At 71.6% G+C, this 20,589-nt stretch carries 16 protein-coding genes; 8 read left to right on the plus strand and 8 right to left on the minus strand.

Features of this window, described 5'->3' with window-relative positions; genetic code table 11:
* Window positions 1-11: 11 nt before the first annotated feature.
* The 3 genes from thiS to miaB are packed head-to-tail and all read right to left on the minus strand — an operon-like array spanning window position 12 to window position 2,291.
* Entirely contained in the window at window positions 12-212 is a 201-nt protein-coding gene (gene thiS / locus WMF46_RS28275) for a sulfur carrier protein ThiS (protein WP_437293204.1), read from the minus strand.
* On the minus strand, window positions 209-793 hold the full coding sequence (locus WMF46_RS28280; protein ID WP_437980042.1) for a gamma carbonic anhydrase family protein: 585 nt from the start codon (window positions 791-793) through the stop codon (window positions 209-211). Before WMF46_RS28280 ends, thiS begins: the two co-directional genes overlap by 4 nt.
* Before the next feature lies 1 nt (window position 794).
* The gene (gene miaB / locus WMF46_RS28285) at window positions 795-2,291 is read right to left on the minus strand and encodes a tRNA (N6-isopentenyl adenosine(37)-C2)-methylthiotransferase MiaB (RefSeq protein ID WP_437980043.1); all 1,497 of its coding nucleotides are present in this window, start codon (window positions 2,289-2,291) and stop codon (window positions 795-797) included.
* A gap of 259 nt (window positions 2,292-2,550) precedes the next feature.
* On the opposite strand from miaB, the gene WMF46_RS28290 reads away from it, so the two are divergent.
* From WMF46_RS28290 to WMF46_RS28300, 3 genes are all read left to right on the plus strand, one after another.
* On the plus strand, window positions 2,551-4,395 hold the full coding sequence (locus WMF46_RS28290; protein WP_437980044.1) for an AMP-dependent synthetase/ligase: 1,845 nt from the start codon (window positions 2,551-2,553) through the stop codon (window positions 4,393-4,395).
* Window positions 4,396-4,555: 160 nt separating this feature from the next.
* Window positions 4,556-5,518: a prolyl aminopeptidase gene (pip, locus tag WMF46_RS28295; protein ID WP_437980045.1), complete on the plus strand. Its 963-nt coding sequence runs from the start codon at window positions 4,556-4,558 to the stop codon at window positions 5,516-5,518.
* Between the two features lie 278 nt (window positions 5,519-5,796).
* Entirely contained in the window at window positions 5,797-6,297 is a 501-nt protein-coding gene (locus WMF46_RS28300; protein WP_437980046.1) for a host attachment protein, read from the plus strand.
* Here WMF46_RS28300 and WMF46_RS28305 read toward each other — a convergent pair.
* Together WMF46_RS28305 and WMF46_RS28310 are read right to left on the minus strand one after the other, a co-directional pair.
* The gene (locus WMF46_RS28305) at window positions 6,263-7,759 is read right to left on the minus strand and encodes an OmpP1/FadL family transporter (protein ID WP_437980047.1); all 1,497 of its coding nucleotides are present in this window, start codon (window positions 7,757-7,759) and stop codon (window positions 6,263-6,265) included. The genes WMF46_RS28300 and WMF46_RS28305 overlap by 35 nt on opposite strands.
* Before the next feature lie 5 nt (window positions 7,760-7,764).
* Entirely contained in the window at window positions 7,765-11,619 is a 3,855-nt protein-coding gene (locus tag WMF46_RS28310) for a hypothetical protein (protein ID WP_437980048.1), read from the minus strand.
* Between the two features lie 176 nt (window positions 11,620-11,795).
* Here WMF46_RS28310 and glmU point away from each other — a divergent pair, with 176 nt between their 5' ends.
* The 4 genes from glmU (at window position 11,796) to WMF46_RS28330 (ending at window position 14,903) form a co-directional block, all read left to right on the plus strand.
* The gene (glmU, locus tag WMF46_RS28315; RefSeq protein ID WP_437980049.1) at window positions 11,796-13,217 is read left to right on the plus strand and encodes a bifunctional UDP-N-acetylglucosamine diphosphorylase/glucosamine-1-phosphate N-acetyltransferase GlmU; all 1,422 of its coding nucleotides are present in this window, start codon (window positions 11,796-11,798) and stop codon (window positions 13,215-13,217) included.
* A 298-nt stretch (window positions 13,218-13,515) separates the two neighbouring features.
* Complete coding sequence (locus tag WMF46_RS28320; RefSeq protein ID WP_437791338.1) at window positions 13,516-13,695, plus strand: FmdB family zinc ribbon protein; 180 nt, start codon at window positions 13,516-13,518, stop codon at window positions 13,693-13,695.
* 18 nt (window positions 13,696-13,713) lie between these two features.
* A complete protein-coding gene (locus tag WMF46_RS28325) occupies window positions 13,714-14,097 on the plus strand; it encodes an encapsulin-associated ferritin-like protein (RefSeq protein WP_437980050.1) in 384 nt (127 codons plus the stop codon).
* Between the two features lie 2 nt (window positions 14,098-14,099).
* Complete coding sequence (locus WMF46_RS28330) at window positions 14,100-14,903, plus strand: family 1 encapsulin nanocompartment shell protein (RefSeq protein ID WP_437980051.1); 804 nt, start codon at window positions 14,100-14,102, stop codon at window positions 14,901-14,903.
* Window positions 14,904-14,918: 15 nt separating this feature from the next.
* Here the strand turns inward: WMF46_RS28330 and ribA are convergent, their stop codons facing one another.
* The 3 genes from ribA to WMF46_RS28345 all read right to left on the minus strand — a co-directional run bounded on the left by ribA (window position 14,919) and on the right by WMF46_RS28345 (window position 18,457).
* Entirely contained in the window at window positions 14,919-15,596 is a 678-nt protein-coding gene (gene ribA / locus WMF46_RS28335; protein WP_437980052.1) for a GTP cyclohydrolase II, read from the minus strand.
* 361 nt (window positions 15,597-15,957) lie between these two features.
* Complete coding sequence (locus WMF46_RS28340; RefSeq protein WP_437980053.1) at window positions 15,958-17,760, minus strand: acyl-CoA dehydrogenase; 1,803 nt, start codon at window positions 17,758-17,760, stop codon at window positions 15,958-15,960.
* 454 nt (window positions 17,761-18,214) lie between these two features.
* Entirely contained in the window at window positions 18,215-18,457 is a 243-nt protein-coding gene (locus tag WMF46_RS28345; protein WP_437708192.1) for an addiction module protein, read from the minus strand.
* A 649-nt stretch (window positions 18,458-19,106) separates the two neighbouring features.
* On the opposite strand from WMF46_RS28345, the gene WMF46_RS28350 reads away from it, so the two are divergent.
* The gene (locus WMF46_RS28350; RefSeq protein WP_437980054.1) at window positions 19,107-20,474 is read left to right on the plus strand and encodes a Vgb family protein; all 1,368 of its coding nucleotides are present in this window, start codon (window positions 19,107-19,109) and stop codon (window positions 20,472-20,474) included.
* Window positions 20,475-20,589: the final 115 nt, after the last annotated feature.

Raw genomic sequence — 20,589 nt, forward strand, 5'->3', positions numbered from 1 at the left:
CCGAGGCGGCCTCAGCCGCCGCCGACGAAATGGACGATCTCGACCACGTCCCCCTCGGCGAGCTCGGCGGCCGTGTGCTCGGCGCGCGGCACCACCTCGCCGTTGCGCTCCACCGCCACCGGCCCCTCGGTCAGCCCGAGCAGCTCGACGAGCCTCCGCACCGTGAGCGCCGCCGGTACGTCGCGCGCTTCCCCGTTCACCGTGATGTTCATGGCTTCCTCACCTCTCGCATCACCAAGCGCGCCGCGACCTCCGGCGGCTCGACGGCCTCCCCGGCGAGCGCCGCCCGGAAGCGCCGCGCGTTCTCCACGTAGCCCGCGGCGCCCAGCCTCCCGAGCTCGGCCTGGTCCGGCCGCACCTCGCCCACCACCCGGGCCGGGTTGCCGCGCACCATCGAGCGCGGCGGGATCACCCGCCCCGGCGGCACCACCGCGCCCGCCGCGATCACCGAGCACTCGCCGATCTCGACGTTGTCGAGCACGATGCTGCCCATCCCGATCAGGCACCCGTCCCCGACGAGGCAGCCGTGCAGGATCGCGCTGTGCCCGATGGTCACGTCGGCGCCGACGATCGTCTGCGAGACGCCGCCCGTCAGGTGCAGGCACGCGAGATCCTGCACGTTGGTCCGCGGGCCGACGCGGATCGCGCCGATGTCCCCGCGCAGCACCGCGCCGAACCACACGCTCGCCTCGTCGCCGAGCTCGACGTCGCCGATCACCGTCGCGTTCGGCGCGAGGAACACGTCGCGCCCGAGCCGCGGGGACACCCCGCCGAGGTCCAGGACGAGCGCCACGTCAGCCGCCCTCGGCGGCGACCACCGGCAGCGAGCGCCGGGCGGGCCGCGGCTCCAGGCCGCCCCGCTGCCGCGGCCGGGCCGCGGCGCGCGCCGCCTCGGTGAGCTCGGCCTGCAGCGAGTGCTTGTTCGCCCGCGTGATCGAGACCTCGACGACCTCGCCGAGCAGATCGAGCTCCCCGGCGCCGTCGATGTGCGCGATCTCGTGCCGCCCCGTCCGGCCGGACCAGAGCGCGCCGCCGGCTCCGCCGTGACCGCGCTCCTTGTCGCGCCCCTCGACGAGCACCTCCTGCGTCGTCCCCACGAGGTCCGACAGGTGGGCGCCGAGCAGCGCCTCGCTCGCCTCGAACAGGCGCGCGAGCCGCTCGCCCTTCACGCCCTCGGGCACGTCGTCCGGCAGCTTCAGCGCGGGCGTGTGCGGCCGGCGCGAGTACTTGAAGCCGAACAGCCCCTTGAACCCGACCTCGCGCACGAGCGACAGCGTCGCCGCGAAGTCGTCCTCCGTCTCGCCCGGGAAGCCGACGATGATGTCGGTCGAGAGCGTCAGCCCCGGGACCGCCTCGACGAGCGCCCGCGTCCGCGCGACGTACTCGGCGCGCGTGTAGCGGCGGATCATCCGCCGGAGGACCCGATCGCTGCCCGACTGCACCGGCATGTGCACGTGGCGCGGCAGCACGGGGAGCTCGGCGTGGGCGAGGACGAGCGAGGGCGTCAGGTGCCGCGGGTGCGGGCTCGTGTAGCGCAGGCGCGCGAGGCCGGGGACGTCGGCCGCGACGCGCCGGAGCAGCGCCGCGAACTCGCTCTCGTCCGGGTCGTCCGCGCTCGCGCCCGGGGCCCGCGGCAGCGCGCCGAGCGGGTCGCGGTAGCTGTTCACCGTCTGGCCGAGCAGCGTGACCTCGCGCGTCCCCGCCGCCACGAGCGCCGCGATCTCGGCGACGATCTCGTCGCTCGGCCGGTACCGCTCCGGCCCGCGGGTGTGGGGGACGATGCAGAACGAGCAGCGCTCGTCGCAGCCCTTCATGACGGTCACGAACGCCGTCGGCGCGGCGCGCGGCGAGGAGGAGGACGAGGGCGACGGCGGCGACGCGACGAGGAACCGGGGCGCGTCGAGGTCGAACACCGTGCGCGCGATCGGCAGCCCGCCGATCGCGAGGTCGCCGAGCAGGCCGGGCAGCTCCGGGATGTTGTCGGGCCCCACCACGACGTCGATCGCGCGCATCTGCTTGAGGAGGCGCTCCCCCTCCTGCTGCGCCACGCAGCCCGCCACGACGAGCACCCGGTCGGCGCGCTCCCGCTTCCAGCGCGCGAGCCGACCCACCTCGCTCCGCAGCTTCTGCTCGGCCTTCTCGCGCACGCTGCACGTGTTGAGCACCAGCACGTCCGCCTCCTCGGCGCTGCCGGCCTCCGTGTAGCCGGCGCAGCGGAGCACGTCGTGCATCCGCTCGGAGTCGTGCACGTTCATCTGGCAGCCGAACGTCGTGATGGAATACCGGGGCATCGAAGCGATGAACGCTCTAACAGAAGGGGCCCGAGGCCGCCACCTCGCGCGCCAGGAGCCCCGCCGTCGACGCCGTCGACGGCGCGCGAGCGCTCCCGCTCCCCCCATCGTCAACCCCGCGCAGGCGCCCCGCGCCCGCGCCGAGCGACGCGCGCGGGGCCGCTCCAGCGTCGGCGCGACAACAGCCGGCGCCACGTGCCGCCAAAAGGACACTGACGCGGCGCAGTACCATGTTAACAATCGGATCGGGAGGAGACCGATGGCGAAACTGGAGAACCTGGTAGACCTGCTCGATCGCGCGCTGAAGCTTCATGGCCACCGGCCGCTGTTCGGGACAAAGACCGATGGCCGCTGGGACTGGATCACGTATGCGGAGTTCGGGCAGCTCGTCGCCAGGTTCCGCGGCGGGCTGGCGTCGCTCGGCATCCAGCGGGGGGATCGGGTGGCCCTCATCTCCAACAACCGCGTCGAGTGGGCGGTCTCGGCGTACGCCTGCTTCAGCATGGGAGTCGCCGTCGTGCCGATGTACGAGGCGCAGCTCCCGAGCGAGTGGGCGTTCATCATCAACGATTGCGAGGCCGTGGCCGCGATCGTCGCGACGCCGCAGATCTACGGCAAATGCAAGGGTCTCGCCGAGAAGGCGCCCTCGCTGAAGCACGTTGTCTGTCTGTTCGACCCCGACGGGGCGAGAGACGGCGTCCCCGGGGCGAAGACCAGCTCGTACAAGGAGCTCCTCGCCGCGGGCGAGGGGAGCCCGGCCCCGGTCATCCAGCCGACGTCGAAGGACACGGCGTGCCTCATCTACACGTCGGGCACGACCGGCAACCCCAAGGGGGTGATCCTGTCGCACGGCAACATCGCCTCCAACGTCTGCGCGGTGCTGGATCTCATCCCCTTCGGCGGCGGCGATCGGAGCCTGTCGTTCCTCCCGTGGGCCCACTCGTTCGGCCACACCGGCGAGCTCCACGTGATGATCACGGTGGGCGCGTCGATGGCGCTGAGCGAGTCGGTCGACAAGATCGTCGCGAACCTCGCCGAGGTGCACCCGACCGTGCTGATGAGCGTCCCGCGGATCTTCAACCGCATCTACGAGGGCGTGCAGAAGCAGATGGCGGAGAAGCCCGCCGTCATCCAGGCCCTGTTCCGCGCCGGGATGCGCGCCGCGACGAAGAAGCAGAAGGGCGAGCCCCTCGGCCTCGTCGAGCGGCTCGCGCTCGCCGTGGCGGACCGCGTCATCTTCTCGAAGATACGCGCCAAGTTCGGCGGCAAGCTGAAGTACGCCATCAGCGGCGGGGCGGCGCTCGCCTATCAGGTGGCCGAGTTCGTCGACGCGCTCGGCATCACCGTCTTCGAGGGCTACGGCCTCACGGAGACATCGCCCGTCGCCACCGTGAACTACCCCGGAGCCCGCCGCCTCGGCAGCGTGGGCAAGGCGATCCCGGGCGTGAAGATCGTCATCGACAGGTCGGAGACGCACGACCCGAAGCAGGGAGAGATCGTCGTCTACGGCCCGAACGTCATGGTGGGCTATTACAAGCGCGACGAGGAGAACAAGGCCGTCTTCACGGAGGACGGCGGCTTCCGCACAGGCGATCTGGGCTACCTCGACGACGACGGCTACCTCTTCGTCACGGGCCGCATCAAGGAGCAGTACAAGCTGGAGAACGGCAAGTACGTCGCGCCGGCCCCGCTCGAGGAGAAGATCAAGCTCTCTCCGCTGATCAACGGCGCGATGATCTACGGCGACAACCGCCCCTTCAACGTGGCGGTGATCGCGCCCGAGATGACGGCGCTCACGGAATGGGCGCGGGCCGAGGGGCTCTCGTTCGAGTCGACGGAGGCGATGCTGAAGCACCCGCGGGTGGTCGCGCACGTCCAGGCGGAGGTCGACAGGTACGCGTCTGATTTCAAGTCCTTCGAGAAGATCAAGCAGATCGCCCTCGCGGCCGAGGATTTCACGGCGGAGAACGGGATGCTCACGCCGACCCTGAAGCTGAAGCGGCGCGTGGCGCTCCAGAAGTACGGCCCCGCGCTCGAGGCGCTCTACGGCGGCGCGGGCGGCGCGGAGAAGACCGCTGCGCGCGACGCCGCGCAGCCCGGCTGAACCTGCCGCGCCTCCCTGCCGGCGGTCCCTCGCCGCTCCCCCGCCGCCACCTGCCCTCCCCCCGTCCACGCCCTCTCCCCTCCCGGCGCGCGTTCGCGTACCCTGGGCGCGCCGGCGCGCGACGCGCGACGTGCGACGTCGACCGACGAACGGGAGCGGCATGACGACAACAGGCACCCAGAGGCGAAGGCTGTATCCCGAGATCGAGCCGTACCGCGCCGGGAGGCTGCGCGTCTCCGATCTTCACGAGATCTATTTCGAGGAGTCGGGCAATCCGCGCGGCAAGCCGGTGGTCTTCGTGCACGGCGGCCCCGGGGGCGGCACGGAGCCGAAGCAGCGGCGCTTCTTCGACCCGGCCGCCTACCGGATCGTGCTCTTCGACCAGCGGGGCTGCGGCAGGAGCACGCCGTACGCGTGCCTGGAGGACAACACCACCTGGCACCTCGTCGAGGACATGGAGAAGCTCCGCGAGCACCTCGGGATCGAGCGCTGGCAGGTGTTCGGCGGCTCGTGGGGGAGCACGCTGTCGCTGGCCTACGCCGAGCGGCACCCGGAGCGCGTGACGGAGCTCGTGCTGCGCGGCATCTTCCTCCTGCGGAAGCAGGAGCTCGACTGGTTCTATCAGCGGGGCGCGAGCGCCATCTTCCCCGACGCGTGGGAGGAGTACCTCGCGTTCATCCCCGAGCCCGAGCGGGGCGACCTGCTCTCGGCGTACCACCGGCGCCTCACGAGCCCGGACCCCGGGTTGCAGCAGCGGGCGGCGCGCGCGTGGAGCGTCTGGGAGGGGCGGACGAGCTGCCTGTTCACGAACCATGAGCTCGTCGCGAAGACGTCAGGTGATGAGTTCGCCCTCGCGTTCGCCCGGATCGAGTGCCACTATTTCATGAACAAGGGGTTCTTCACGACGGAGACGCAGCTGCTCGACGACGTGCACCGGATCCGCCATATCCCGACCGTCATCGTGCAGGGCCGCTACGATGTGGTCTGTCCGCCGGAGAGCGCGTGGGCGCTCCACCGCGCGTTCCCCGAGTCCGATCTGCGCATCGTGGCGGACGCAGGGCACTCGGCGATGGAGCCGGGCATCCTGCACGAGCTGGTCGAGGCGACCGACCGGTTCCGCTGACCGGCGGTCAACGAACGCGGCCGGCGCGGCCGAGCTCGGTGGATACGCCCGGTACACCAAACACCGTATTTCGCGGTCAACCACCTCCCGAGCGCCGCTCGCCCCGTCTCGCTATCCATCAATTCAGGCCGCGCGCAGGCTGTCGAGCCTGCTGGAGCCCGCCTCTCGGGGTGCGATCCGGCCGAATTACGCCGGCCTCGGCCCTCCGGCCGCTTGCGCCGCGTGGGGTCGGTCTTTAACGTAAACCAAGGGAAGGGTTGATTCCCCCGTGGAGGCTTATGGCAAAGAAGGCAGCACGGAAGACGTGGATCCTGGTCTCCGACGCAAGCCGTGCCCAGCTCTATCGTGAAGAGCCTGCTGGCAAGGGCTTTACCCTGCTCGAGTCCTACAACCATGACGAGAGCCGGGCGCGCGTGCGGGATCTGATGGCCGACGCGCACGGCCGCAAGCCGAACGGCACCTCCGGCGGGAACAGCAGCCCTGTCGGCGGCCCGGGGGGTCAGTACCTCGGCCGTCCCGGCGCCGCCCCCGACACCGATCCCAAGGAGGTCGAGAAGCAGAAGTTCGCCCAGGAGCTCGCGGAGATGCTGGAGAAGGGGCTGAACGAGCACGCCTACGAGACGCTGGTGCTCATCGCGCCGCCGCACTTTCTCGGCCTGCTCCGCGGCGCGGTGAGCAAGCAGGTCAGTAACCACATCGAGACGAGCGTGGACAAGGACCTGAGCTGGCTGGACGGCCCCCGGCTCACCGAGCGGCTGCGCGAGCTGCGGGCCGGATAACGCCGCTCCCGGCTGCCTCGAACGTGTAGGCGACGCCGAGCCCGACGACGTTCGCCCGGGCGCTGTAGGCGCCGCCGTTGATGGTGTTCGGGTCCTCCGGCGGATTGGCCCGCACCGGGCTCACCTGCGGGAGCCGCGCTTCCCTCGGATCGACCCTCACGTCCGCGGCGAAGGCGTGCGCGTAGCTCGCGTCGAGGCGCCACCGGCCGAGGTGGACGCCGAGGCCGGCCGCCGTCGTCAGCTTCGTCGCGTCGATCGTCAGGACCGACAGGTACGCGGGCGGGACGGCGCTCTGCTCGAGGCTCACGCCGGCGCGCAGATCCCACCGCGCGCCCGCGAGATCGAAGGAATACTCGCCCCCGAGCCTCGCCGAGAGCGAGCTCTGGAAGCGCCGCGGGAACGAGACGGCTGGCACGCGGAACTCCTCCGGGAAGCCGGCGACGTTCCGGAGCACCACGCCGTCGGGCTCGACGAGGATGTCGTCGTGCATGCTCCAGCCCTCGACGCCCAGCCCGAGCTCCACGCGCAGATCGTCCACGACCCGCGCCTCCACCCCGGCGCGGAGGATCCACGGCAGATCGAACGCGACGTCGGCGTCCTCGCCCTCCTGGACGGCGCGCTCGAAGACGGGCGCCGCCGGGAGCCGCGCCCTGAATTTGGCGGGCGCGCGCACCCAGATGGGCAGCTGGAAGGCCAGGCCGACGCGCCAGCGCGGCGTCGGGACGAAGAGCGCCCCGAGCTGGCCCGTGGGCGCCACGATGGGCGCGACGCTGAGCTCGGAATGGATGTCCCACTCCGGATCTTCGGGCGCGCAGAACATCCGCTCCGGGAGGCACCCGGAGACCACCATCCGGCTGTTGAACGCGCCGACAAGCGCGCCGAGCCCGGCGCCGAAGCGCCATTCGGGCGACGGCGCGTACGCCGCCCCGACCCCCACGAGGGCGAGCGCGGAGCCCTCGAGCGTGAGCAGCGCGTAGCGCTGGGGCGCCGGCATGCCGTTCACCTGTTCCGGATAGCTGGAGAGGGCCGCGTACGGCGCCCACATCCCGCCCCAGACGACCCACCGCGGATCGACCTTGAACGACGCCGCCAGCGTGGGGATCGGCAGCACCGGCGCGCTGCCGGTCACCGGATCCATCGTCTGCACGAAGCTCGCGCCCGTCGGCTCGCCGGTGTTCGGGTCGACCTGGCGTACGATCGCCTGGCGCGTGTGTCGGCTGCGCCACTCGAAGAGCCCGACGTCGAACAGGACCTGGGTGCCGGCCTCGTAGACGCCCGCGGGGTTGTAGGCGATCGCCCCGAGATCGTCGCCGCCGGCGATGTACGCCCCGCCGCGGGACGACGGGCGGACGCCGCGGTCGGTGAAGTACAGCCCGGCGGCGCCGGCGTCGCCCGCGGGCAGGAGGAGCGCCCCCGCGGCGGACGCCACGGAGAGCACGGCGCGGATCGTGGGCGTTTGCACGTGGATCACTCGTGCGGCCGGTTCTTGACGATGGCGTAGATCTGCTCGAGCCCGCGGGTCTCGTCCGTCAGGAAGTCCCTGGCCGAGACAAATAGCTGCCGGTAGTCCTCCGCCGTCAGCGGCGCGCCGCTCCCGGCCTCGATGCGGTTCACGTCCGCGAACGCGTCGAGGAACACGTCGAGCGGCGCTCGGCCGTCCGCCATCGGGGTCACGAGCGCCGGGAGCACGTGCTCCATCGCGCGATACCTGTCGTAGCGATCGTCGTTGAGCGCCTTCAGCGCCTTGAGCCCCGCGTCGGCCGCGCCCGGCCCGCCGGCGGCCCCCGCCGGGGTCAGCGCGGTCGACGCGGCCTTCAGGATCCGGCGCAAGGCGTCGTCGTCGGCGAGGAGCTGGAGGCCGTCGGCGAGCGTCGTCGGCAGCAGCTGGAACGGGGCGCCGGCCGCGTCCGCGTCGAGCAGGTAGGTGAGGAACCGCTCGATCTCCCGCCGCGCCGGCTCGTGGGCGCGGACTGCCTCCATGACGTCGACGGCGGCGGCGAACAGCGGGTGGCTCAGGAGGTCGCTCACCGTGGCGCCGAGCTCCTTCTGCGCCCAGGCGCACCGCCCCGTCGTCTCGCGATCGGGGCAGCGGGCGTTCAGCTGCTCGCGGAGGACGCGCAGGACGAGGGCGCCCATCCTCGGGAGCGCGCGGTTCTTGAACCGGGCCTCGGGCCCCGACCCCTCGACCGCGAGCAGCGCATCGACGAGCTCGTCCACGCCGCGCTTCCACTGGCCCTCTCGCTCGGCGGCGTCGGGCGCATCGCGCTGCGCGAAGCGCGCGTCGACGTCGTTCAGGGCGCCGGCGAGGAGGGTGAACACGGTGAGCTGGTCCTGGACCCGGCCATCCGCCCACGTGGCCTTCTTCTTCCCCCAGCGGTCGACCATGCCCACGCCGGCCGCGTAGCGGGCGCTGAAGAGGATGCGCGCGAGCTTCTCGATGACCTGGGCCTTCGTCAGCGGCCGATCTGCCGCGGGGCCGCGCCGCACGGTCACGGACGTGTCGCGCGCCATCCGGGCGAACGCCACCGACGACGCCAGGACGTCCTCGGCCCGGAGCGCGTCGGCCAGGAGCGGCTCGAAGCTGTTGACCCCTGCCTCCGAGCAGTACGCGGTGTTGGTCTCGGGCGAGCCGGCCTTGATGCACTCCGGCCCGTGCTCCTTGCCCGGCCAGTGGCGGTACGCCGTGCTGAAGAGATCGGTCAGGATCGCCTCGCCGGTGGTGCCGTTGTCGACGCCGGCGAACGCCTTCACGATGGGGCCCAGGTACGCGGCGAGCCCGAGCTGCTCCAGGAGGTAGGTCGTCCCCGGGTGGCGCACCCGGATCAGGTTCTCCGGGGAGCTGCACTCGTTCACGCCGAGCGCGTTCCTGGGGCAATGGATCGTGCCGGCCGGCTCGAGCGTCCCCGAGATGAACAGGTTCGTCGCCAGGTTCGCGCCGGCCCGGAAGGGATCCAGGTCCGGCATCCCCGGGAACCTGTCCGAGTCCGCCCCGAAGTAGATGAGCCGGCTGAGCGCGGCCGGCGTGGGGTGGCTCGTCAGGCCGCCGATGCCGCTGGAGTCCACGAGCACCGAGTCGGTCACGAGCAGCGCCAGGGCCGAGGGCTTCACCTCGAGCTCGGCCCGCTTCGGATCCCCGTCGGGGAGGAGCGAGTCGAGGTAGAAGGCCGCCAGGTCGTCGATCTGGAACAGCTCGCACTCGGCGAACTCGACGAAAGGCACCGTGACCTCGAAGGCGCTCACCACGGCGCCCTCCTTGTTGCACTGCCTGACGCCGGCGGTGTCGTGCATGAGCTGCATCAGCCGCTCCATGCCCGAGCGGTTGTCGCCGCCCCTCGGCTTCTTCGGGTCGATCGGCGTCTTCGGGGCCGCCGTCGACGGCGCCCCGACCGTGAGGTTGATGGCCGGGCCGTTCAGGTCCGCCGGGTTGTACGCGTACTGGTCGCGGGTCGTGAGCATCGCCGCGAGCGCGTCGCCCGCGTGCCGCGCGCCGCCGTGCGGGGTGAGGAGCGCGCCGCCCGCGATCGCCTCGAGCAAGCGCGCCACGAGCCCCGGCTGCTCCACGGACCCGCCGAGCACCGCCGCGAGTTCGTCCCAGAGCGGCGCCCTGTCGTCGATCCGCGCGGGCGCCTCCTTGCCCTGGGCGGCCAGCCGGTCGTGCTCGCGGGCGACGTCCCGGATGCGCAGCGCCGCGGCGGTCATGCGCGCGAGCTCCGCCTCGCGGTTCTCGAGCAGATCGATGAGCGTGAGCAGGAGGACGTCCGAGTCCTTGTCGGCGAGCACCTGGCCGACCGCGTGCGCGAGGTCGGCGAGCGGCGAGTCCTCGCCGCGGAAGCGGCGGTACGACAGGCAGCCGTCGCACCGCTCGTCCGCCGGCACGACCCTGCCGCGGCGGACGTCGTAGCGGGCCTCCTCGCGGTCGCCGAGGAGCAGGTACGCGCCGGAGAGCGCGTACATGAGCCCTTCGTGCTCGGTCTTCCACGGCTCCGGATCGCCCTTGCCCGCGTACCGGGTCCCGTCGACGAGCGGCACGATCGACCGCAGCGCCGCGCCGAGGACGGTGCGTGAGGTGTCGACGTAGGCGTAGAGCTCCGGCGAGAGGCCCCCGAACGGGTCCCGCGGCGGCTCGGTGACGCCGGGGATGGCGAACGGCGGTTCGATCGCGAGCGGCGCGCCGGTCCGGTCCACGAACCTGCCGGACGCGTCGACGTCGGCGAGGCCGTCGCCGTCCGCGTCGGCGAACGGCGCGGGGACCCCCTCGCCCTGGGGGAGGACCCACCCGCGCCCATCGCGGCGGGCGATGAAGATCGACGGCGGCGCGGCGAGCTCGGGGTGCTCCGCGAGCAGCGCCGCCTGCGCGAGCTCCAGGGTCGTGCGTGGGCGGCTCGGCTGCGCGGTGGCGGCGTCGACCGCGAGCGGCGCCCGCTCCGGCAGCGGCAGCGCGGCCAGCTCCTGCTCGCCGGCCGCGAGCAGCGCCTGGAGCGCGGGCGCCCCCGGGCCGCCGGGGCCGAGCACGTCGAGCGCCGCCACGGTCATCGGGCGCAGCCCGGGGTACGCGAGCGCCGCGCCCACCATGCCGAGCCCCACCTCCGCCGAGCGATAGCCCTGGCGCCCCCAGATGCTCGCGAGCGCACAGACGGGCGTCTCCTGCCCCTCTGCCCGGTCGCAGGCGATCGGCGCCCGCTCCCGCTGCCGCTTCTGGTCGCCCTCCTCCGGCCTCGCGCTCTCCTCGCCGCCGTGGATGAGCGCGTCGAGGAGCCGGGCGATCCCCCGGGTCGACGCGGGCAGGACCGCCGGCCCCGCCGCGTCGAACGGGTTCGTCTCGTAGAGCGGCGCGAGGGTCTGCGAGAGGCTCAGGACGGCATCGTGCAGCCGGATCTTGCCGCCCCCCTCGCCGGGCGCGACGTTGTCGATCTCGATGTCCGGCACCGCGGCGTTGACGGCGTCCACGAGGGCGTTGCGCCACCGCGCCATGGCCTCCACCTTGGCCACGCCCAGCCTGCGGGCCTGCTCCGCCCGCTCGCCCGAGACCGGCGGGAGCAGCGAAACGTCGACCTCGTCCTCGTACCGGCCCTCGCGGTCGTAGTGACAGACGCGCTGGTACGAGGCGCCCGCGTGGTCCTCGTGGAGGCTCGACGCGCCCACGCGGTCGCAGAGCATTCCGAAGACGTCGTCGCCCAGCCCGCCGCCCTCCGTGACCTGGGGAGGCGCCTTCCGCGTCGTGTCGAGCGGCTCGTGACACGAAGCGATCGCCCCGCCGGCCGCGATGAGCGCGACGAGCCGGAGTACGACAGCGGCCGAGGAACCCAGCGCGCGCCTGCGCATGACGACAACCTCCCCCAGTTGCCCCCAGGGTAGACGATTCCACCCCAGGTGCGTAGGGGCTTGGCGCCCCTGCGGGTGTCAGGTGGGCAGTGCCGGAGCGCGCGTTCTCCAGTTCTCCAGCGTCACTGCGCTGCGACGAGGACGGCGGCGGGCTCGTGGGTATACGCTGCGGAGCGATGGCGACCCAACCCACCCCGCTCACCGCTGTCGTTCTCGCTGCTGGACAAGGGACTCGGATGAAGAGCGCCCGACCGAAGGTGCTCCACGAGCTCTGCGGCCGGCCGATGCTCCATTACGTCGTCGACGCGGCGCTGGCCGCCGGCGCCTCGGACGTCGTGGTCGTCGTCGGCCACGGCCGCGAAGAGGTCTCTGCGGCCCTGGACAAGGCGTTCGGCGCCCAGGGGAAGAAGGTCCGCACCGCGCTCCAGGCCCAGCAGCGCGGCACGGGCGACGCGGTGCGCTGCGCCATGCCGCACATCGACGCGACCTCCGAGGCGGTCCTGATCCTGTGCGGCGACACGCCGCTGCTCGATCCGGAGCAGCTCACGCAGCTCCGCGGGGCGCTCGACCGCGCGGGCGACGCGCCGATCGCGATGCTCACCGCGGAGGTCTCCGATCCGACGGGGTACGGCAGGATCCTTCGCGACGCCTCGGGCCGCGTGACCGGCATCCGCGAGCACAAGGACGCGACGGCCGAGGAGCGCGCGATCACCGAGGTGAACCCCGGCGTCTACCTCGCCCGCAGCGGGTTCCTCGGGCGCGCGCTGGCCGGGCTGACGACGGACAACGCGCAGGGCGAGCTCTACCTGACCGACATCGTCGCGCAGGCGGCGAAGGCCGGCGGCGCCGCGGCGGTCGTGGCCAGGGACGTCGGCTCGCTCGTGGGCATCAACGACCGCGCGCAGCTCGCCGCCGCCGAGGAGGTGCTCTACGGCCGCATCGCCGACCGGCTGCGCAAGAGCGGCGTCACGATCCGTACGAGCGCCCGCATCGACGCGGGCGTGCTCGTCGAGCCGGACGCCGTGATCGAGCACACCGTGGTCCTGCGGGGCCGGACGCGCGTCGGCGCGGGGGCGCGGATCGACGTGGGCTCGGTGCTCACGGACGTTGTCGTCGAGGCGGGCGCCTCGGTGAAGCCGTACACGGTCGCCTCGCAGTCGTCGATCGGCGCCGGCGCGCAGATCGGGCCGTTCTCGCACCTCCGCCCGGAGAGCCAGATCGAGGCCGACGCGCACATCGGCAACTTCGTCGAGACCAAGAAGACCGTGGTCCGGAAGGGCGCGAAGGCGAACCACCTCGCCTACCTCGGCGACGGCGACATCGGCGAGGGCGCGAACGTCGGCGCCGGGACGATCTTCTGCAACTACGACGGCTTCCGGAAGCACCGGACCGAGATCGGCGCCGGCGCCTTCATCGGCAGCGACTCGCAGATCGTCGCCCCGGTGAAGATCGGCGCGGGCGCCTACGTGGCGACGGGCACGACCGTGACCCGCGACGTGCCGGAAGAGGCGCTGGCGATCGGCCGGGTGAAGCAGGAGAACAAGGAGGGCTACGCGACGCGGCTCAAGGCGCGGCTGAAGGACGCGGCGAAGAAGTAGCGGGCGCCGTGCTGTTCACGCACGGTGAGGGGCAGTAGCGAGGCGACCGGCCGACCCGTCGGGATCACACCTCCCAGCGCCGGAGCCACGCCGCGAGCGCATCGGCGATCCGGCCCGAGCTCCCGGCCGCGGCTGTAGCTCGGCCTCCGACAACGACCGCGCAGGTCATTTTCGCGCGACGCCGAAGGCCCCCGTGCTCGTCCGGCCGCAACCTGGGTCGGCTCGAATCCTGGGAGGGCACGGATCTCGCTTGTGCCTGCGTATGTGATTCAGTTCACATTTGCAGGACAGGAGTCCCATGCCGACGTATGAGTTCAAGTGCAACGACTGCGGCGCCGAGTTCGAGGTGGTCGCGTCGCTCTCCGAGTTCGAGCGCCTGAAGCGGGAGCGCACGGCCCAGTGCACGGCCTGCGGCCGCTCGAACGTCGAGCCGGAGATCGTGGCGTTCCAGGTGCAAACGGCGCGAAAGAGCGCCTAGGCAGAAGGACGAAGCGGCGTGTCGAGCGAGAACTACCACGAGCTGCCGGAGCTCCTGTCGGAGGCGACCAAGGAACGGCACCGCGCGATCGTCTCGTTGATCGAGGAGCTCGAGGCGATCGACTGGTACCAGCAGCGCGCCGAGGCGTGCTCGGACTCGGAGCTCCGTGCCGTGCTGCTCCACCACCTCGAGGAGGAGGTGGAGCACGCGATGATGAACCTCGAGTGGCTCCGGCGGAATGATCGCGTCTTCCAGGAGAAGATCGACATCTACCTCAACAGCCAGGGGCCGATCACCGAGGTGGAAGCGACCGAGGAGGCGGCGAAGCTCGGCGCCTCGGCGAGGACCGGCGCCATGGCGCCGAGCGGCGCGCTCGGCATCGGGAGCCTGAAGGGGGCATGATCATGGATCTTCTCAAGCGCGAGCTCGCTCCCATCCTCCCCGCCGCGTGGGACCTCATCGATCACGAGGCGACGCGCGTGCTCAAGCTGCACCTCGCCGGCCGCAAGGTCGTCGATTTTCGCGGTCCGTTCGGCTGGGAGGTCGCCGCCGTCAACACGGGCCGCCTGCGCGCGATCGAGCGGAAGGAGGCGTCCTCGGTGAGCGCGGGCGTCCGCCTCGTGCGGCCGCTCGTCGAGTTCCGCGCGCCCATCCGCCTCGAGCTCGCCGAGCTGGACGCCGTCGGGCGAGGCGCGCAGGAGCCCAACATCGAGGACGTCGTGCGCGCCGCCGAGCACGCCGCGCGCTTCGAGGACGACGCCATCTTCAACGGGCTCGCGGCCGCCGGGATCGAAGGGATCCTGGAGGTCGCGCCGCACAAGCCCGTGGGGATCCCGGCGCCGGAGGCGTGGCCGCGCGCCGTCGTGGAGGCGAGAGAGGTGCTCCGCGCCGCGGGCGTCGACGGTCCTTATGCGCTCGCGCTGGGCCCGAAGGCGTACGACGAGCTGGCCGCGGCCGCGGAGGACGGCTACCCGCTCCTCAAGCACATCGAGCGCCAGCTCATCGACGGGCCGATCGTGTGGGCGCCCGCGGTCGAAGGCGGCGTGCTCCTGAGCACGCGAGGCGGCGACTTCGAGCTGACCGTGGGGGAAGACCTGTCCATCGGCTACGACGGGCACGACAGACAGGTCGTCGAGCTCTTCCTCACCGAGAGCTTCACGTTCCGCGTGCTCGAGCGCGCCGCGGCCGTGGCGCTGCGGCGGGGCTGAAATCAGGCCCCGCGGCTACTCGGCGTCGCCGACCGCGGCGCCCTCGCCGTCCCGCAGCGACGGGATGGTGTGGCCCATCCGGAGGCGCTTCGCCTCGAGGTAGGGCGCGGAGAACGGGTTGGCCGGGACGATGGCCGCCGAGCGCGAGGCGATCCGGACGCCGAGCGCGCGGAGCGCGTCGACCTTGTCGGGGTTGTTCGTGAGGAGCCGGATCGACTCGATGCCGAGGTGCTCGATCATCGCGGCAGCGGGCTCGTAGCCGCGGGCGTCGTCGGGCAGGCCGAGGATGCGGTTCGCGTCGACCGTGTCGTGGCCGAACGCCTGGAGCTGGTACGCCCGGATCTTGTTGGCGAGCCCGATGCCGCGCCCCTCCTGCCGGAGGTAGAGCACCACGCCGAGCCCGCGGCGCCCGATCTCGGCCTGGGCCGCCTCGAGCTGCTCGCGGCAGTCGCACTTGAGGGAGCCGAACACCTCGCTCGTCAGGCACTCGGAGTGGACGCGGAGGGTCACGTCCGACCGGCCGCGCACGTCGCCCATGACGAGCGCGACGTGATCGGGAGAGAGCCCCTGCTCGGGGCTCGTCGTCCCACCGAAGTGGAACACCAACATCTGAAAGACACCGTGCTTCGTGGGCACGGGCGCCTGGGCGCGAATATCGAGCTGAGGCCGGATCGCCGTCGTCGGGACGTGCATCTCGCTCTCCTGGTGGAGGAATCCTGTGTCGCCTGTCAAGCAAGGAGCGCGCCTGGGTAGCCCGCTGCCCTGCCCTTGTCCGGCCACCCCTGAAGGTGGCGTCAATCAGGTAGCGTAAGCACCCGGCAGGAACAAGGTAAGCTCTCCAAGATGTTGCTCCAAGGACATACCTGGAGCAGCCGATCAGCTACGAGAAGCAGCAGATCTGCTTCGTCCCCGCACGATCCGCCGGGACTTCCGTCCGTGAGCTAACTCACCAACGAGACGCCGTCGGACCGGCGGAGCGGCGAGGGAGCCGGGGGACCGCTGCCGCTTCGGAACCACCCTGGGGACCGAGGAGGCCGGGGGCCGCGCGCCCGCTTCAGAACCACCCGGGTTGCATCCTGGCGTACGAGTCCTCGCCGGAGCGGCAGAGCGCGGCGAGCGCCTCGACCCGGGGCAGCTCCGTCGAGAGCCAGTACTGCGCCGCGCAGAGCTTGCCCTCGTAGAAGTCGGCCGGAGAGGCGCCCCTGGCGAGCCCTTCGCGGGCGGCCGCGGCCATCGCGAGCCATTGCCAGGCCACCACGACCACGGAGACGAGCTCCATGTAATCGGCGCTGTGCCGCAGCATCCGCTCGGTGTCGCCGCGTATCCCCACCTCGGCGAGCTGCACCGTCACCTCGCCGAGCAGCGCGAGCGCCGCGCCGAAGCGCTCGCCCCATGCGGGCTCGACGCCGGCCCGCTGCGCCCGGACGATCGTCTGCTGGATCTCGCCGCCGAGCGCGATGAGCGCGGCGCCGTTCCCGGCCACGACCTTGCGGCCGAGGAGGTCCAGGCCCTGGATCCCCGTCGTGCCCTCGTGGATCGAGTTGAGCTTCTGATCCCGGAGCCAGGCCTCCGGGAGGTACTCGCTCGAGTAGCCGTAGCCGCCGTGGACCTGGAGCGCGAGGGCGTTCGACTCGAAGCCCTTCTCGGCGGGGAAGGTCTTGGCGATGGGGGTGAGCAGGTCGAGGAGCCGCTGGGCGCGCTCCCGCTCCGCCGGGTCCGCGGCGTGCGCCGCGAGATCGGCGTACAGCGCGGTCGTGGAGACGAGCGCGAGGCCGCCCTCGACGATGGCCTTCTGCCGGAGCAGCATCCGGCGCACGTCGGCGTGCTCGACGATCGGCACCTGCGGCGCCCCCGCGTCCCTCGCGCCGAGCGGCCGGCCCTGCGGCCGGACGAGCGCGTAGCCGAGCGCCTCGTGGTAGGCCGCGGAGGCGGTCGCCACGGCGTTGGCGCCGACCAGGATGCGGGCCTCGTTCATCATCTGGAACATGCAGGCGACGCCCTGGTGGGGGCTGCCCACGAGGTAGCCGTGGCAGTCCCCCTTCTCGCCGAAGCTGAGCGACAGGCTGGGGAGCCCGCGCCAGCCGAGCTTGTGGATCATGCCGGCGACCTCGACGTCGTTCGGGACGAGCTGCCCGCCCTCGATCCGCCGCTTGGGGACGGCGAACAGGCTCACGCCCTTGATGCCCCGAGGCGCCCCCTCGATGCGCGCGAGCGTGAGGTGGACGATGTTCTCGGTCAGGTCGTGGTCGCCGCCCGAGATGAACATCTTCGACCCGCGGACGAGGTAGTGGCCCGCGTCGGTCTTCACCGCGCTCGCCTGCACGTCGGCGAGGCTCGATCCGGCCTGGGGCTCGGTGAGCGCCATCGTCCCGGTCCACTCGCCGGCGTACATCCGGGTCATGAAGGCGGACCGCAGGGCGTCGTCGCCGAACGTCTCGATGAGGTGCGCCGCGCCGGCCGTCAGGCTGAGGTAGCCGCACGCGCTCAGGTTCGCCGCCTGCAGGTAGGCGCCCGCGAGCGTGGCGACGACGAGCGGAAGCTGCTGGCCCCCCACCGCGGCCGGCCGCGCCGCGGTGAGCACCCCGAGCTCGACCATCGGCCGGAAGACCCGCTGGATGGCGGGGTGCACCGTGATGGCGCCCCCCTCGAAGCGCGGCGGCGCCTCGTCGACCGGCCTGTAGGTCGGGAACAGGACCTCCCGCGCGAAGCGCCGGCAGCTCTGGAGGTAGAGATCGAACGTGTCGCGCGCGTGATCGGCGAAATAGGGGAGCTCGCAGAGGCGCGGCGCGTCGAGCACCTCGTAGAGGAGGAACTCGACGTCGCGGTCGTTGATGAGGGGGTTCTGGGGAGGGGTCATGGTGTCGTTCGCCGGGCCTGGCGCACGCTAGGCGCCGATGAAGCGGGATGTCGAGGGCTTGTCTCGGCCACGGTCCGGCGAGCGTGGGCGGAAACGAACCGACAGGATCCGGCCGGATCTTGTCGGCGTCGGCGCCAGCGCCGAGTTAGCCCGCTCCGCCTTCGTCTCGAGTGCGTTTCTTCCAAACAGACGGGCGGCGCCGCTGATGGAGTACGGCAAGGATCACTGCCGCCCGCTGGTCGGCTTCACCACGAAGCAGGAAGTAGATCGCATAGGGGAATCGCTTGAGCAGTGCGCGGCGAGTCCCCCGCCCGACGTCGGGGAACTGCGACGGGAGCTCGCGGATCCGGCTGACGATGTGCCGTAGTTCATCAACGAACTGTCCGCCCAGCCCGGCCTCCTCGTCCTCGTACCATGATGTCCAGCTCGGCAGACGGACGTACGATGAGCCGGATCATCGACGCGTCGCGAGGCTCGCACGAAGGTCGGCCTCGACCTCTTCCCACGACCGGCCAGCGTCTGGCGCTGCTTCGTACTCGGCGAGCCGGCGATCGAGCTCGGCGCTGTGCCACTCGGGTACCGGCACCTCGTCCTCCCTCGCCGCGATCCGCTCCCAGAGCGCTTGGACGTACTCGATCTGCTCGTTCACGGTGAGCTCGTCGAAGCCAGGCGGCGGGTTCTGGATGGCTCGCTCCATGATCCACAGGATACCACAAGGGGCACGCGGCGGCGCAGCGCATGGTTGACGCGGTCGAGAGCGAGCGGCGCCGACGGCGAGCCACGCACCGCGGCACTGTCACGCCGATCCGGGACCGCAGCGCCGCCGGTGAACGTACAGCTGAACCCAGCGGTGGCCCTGTCGTCGGCGCGACGCACTCCGGATTCCGACCGTGCGGCGATACGCGTCATCTCGGCGTCGAGATTGCCTTCAGCTTTCCCCCCCGGCAGCCTGCGGGGCAAATGACTATTGGGTTCTCTGCCGTGCTCTCTGGAGTTACAAAACCTCGGGAGACAGTACCGAACCGGCTCGCACGATATCGAAGCGGAGAGCGTCGAAACCTAAGGCTCTACTGAGCGACGTCGGACCATTCCGGCCCAGCGTCGGCGAGGCGATGCATCGGCGAGTGCGTGCATTTAAGAGAGGGTTGCCCTCTCCCATCGCTCCCAGAAGCCATCTCTCGACGGCCAAGGATCGTTCCGCCGCCCTCGACCGCCGTTAAGCGCGCGTCGCGGCCGACCGGCCAGCAGTTCCCGCGGCGATGGATCCACGCTTTTTTTCGAAATCGAGCGTTCGGGGGCCACACGCTCTTTGCCGTGCTTGCCCGGGGTTCCTAGACTCGTGACCCATGAAACGACTTTCGTGGGTTCTGCTCGCGGCGCTGGTTTCCGTGGGCTGTGGGGGCAACGACGACAACCCGTCGGAGGCGGGTTCGGGGGGTGATGGCGGTGGCGGCGGCGCAGGTGATGGCGCGGCCTGCGAAGCCGGAGGCGAGGGCACGCTCGACGTCGAGATCGTGAGCCCGAACGACGCCGGCGACGTCGCCGTGACCTCGCCGGGAGTGCCGGACGAGCGCGTGGTCTCGAGCGCGTCCCTCGACACGCCGGCGGGTGAGTACACGCTGCGCGCAGGCAGCGTGGCCGACTACCCGGAGGACGAACGCGTCGGCTTCGTGTATCGGCCCGAGGACCCGGAGCAGAGCGCCTGCGTCGCCGACGGCGCGACCACCGAGGTCACCTTCAACTACGAGCTCGCGCCCGGGAGCCACAAGCTCTGGTTCACCGCGCAGAACGGCGACCAGCTGGTCGGCGCGCTCGACGGCGAGGCGCTGCTCGAGTCGGGCGAGGTCACGCCGAGCGTCGCGTTCCAGGGGAGCGCGGAGATCATCAACCAGGGCGCGATCGCGTTCGACGGGGCAGGCAACCTGTGGGTCTCGGCCAACGCGGGCCAGATCACCGTGCGGCTCGTCGACACGCTGGGCGAGAGCAGCGAGGCCGCCCCTGACCGCGTGCTCGACGTGTCCGAGGCGTGCGCGGACGTCACCCCCTGCGCCGCGGGCGGCATGGCGTTCGACGCCGCCGGCAATCTCTGGGTCGGGATCCGCGATCATTTGCTGAGGATCGACGCGGCCGATCTCGAAGGCTCAGGCGTGGTGGAGCCCTCCGTGACCATCACCGGAGAGGAGATCGAGAACGTTCAAGCGCTCGCGTTCGACGAGTCGGGCAACCTGTGGGTGGCGAGCGCCGAGCAGGACGCGGTGCTGATGTACGCGGCCGGGCGGCTCGCCGCGGACGACGTGGATCCCGCCGATGTGGTGCTGACGGCGCTCACCCCTGAGCCGGTGATCGTGCCCCTGGGCCACCCGACGGGGCTCGCGTTCGACGAGCAGGGCGCGCTCTGGGTGGGTTACTGGGGCTCGAACACCATCGCAAAGTTCGAGCCCGGCGATCTCGAAGCTTCAGCAGAGCTCACCCCCGGGGTTCAACTGGAAGTGGGGGTGCTGGCGCTTCCGGAGAGCATCGCCTTCGATCAGCAGGGGAACCTGTGGATGCCCTCCAAGGTCGGTTCGGCGGCGGCGATCGCCAAGGCCGAGCTCGCCGCGGGCGGAGAGGTGGAAGCGGGAGCCTCCGTCCTGACGAGCGAGGCGTTCGGCTCACTCATCGACCTCGCCTTCAACCCGCCCCCCGACTGGTCGCCGATTTACGGCCCTCAGTGAGCCCATGGGATCCGGCCGCGGGAGCCGCGCGAGGCGCGCCTTCGCGCCGTCCGCGATCACATAGGTAGAACGCCGGCACGACGAGGAGGCCGAGCGCCGTCGAGGATCGAGCGCC

It is taken from the genome of Sorangium sp. So ce117 (assembly GCF_051524395.1).
In the GTDB taxonomy this organism is placed as follows: Bacteria; Myxococcota_A; Polyangia; order Polyangiales; family Polyangiaceae; genus Sorangium; species Sorangium cellulosum_B.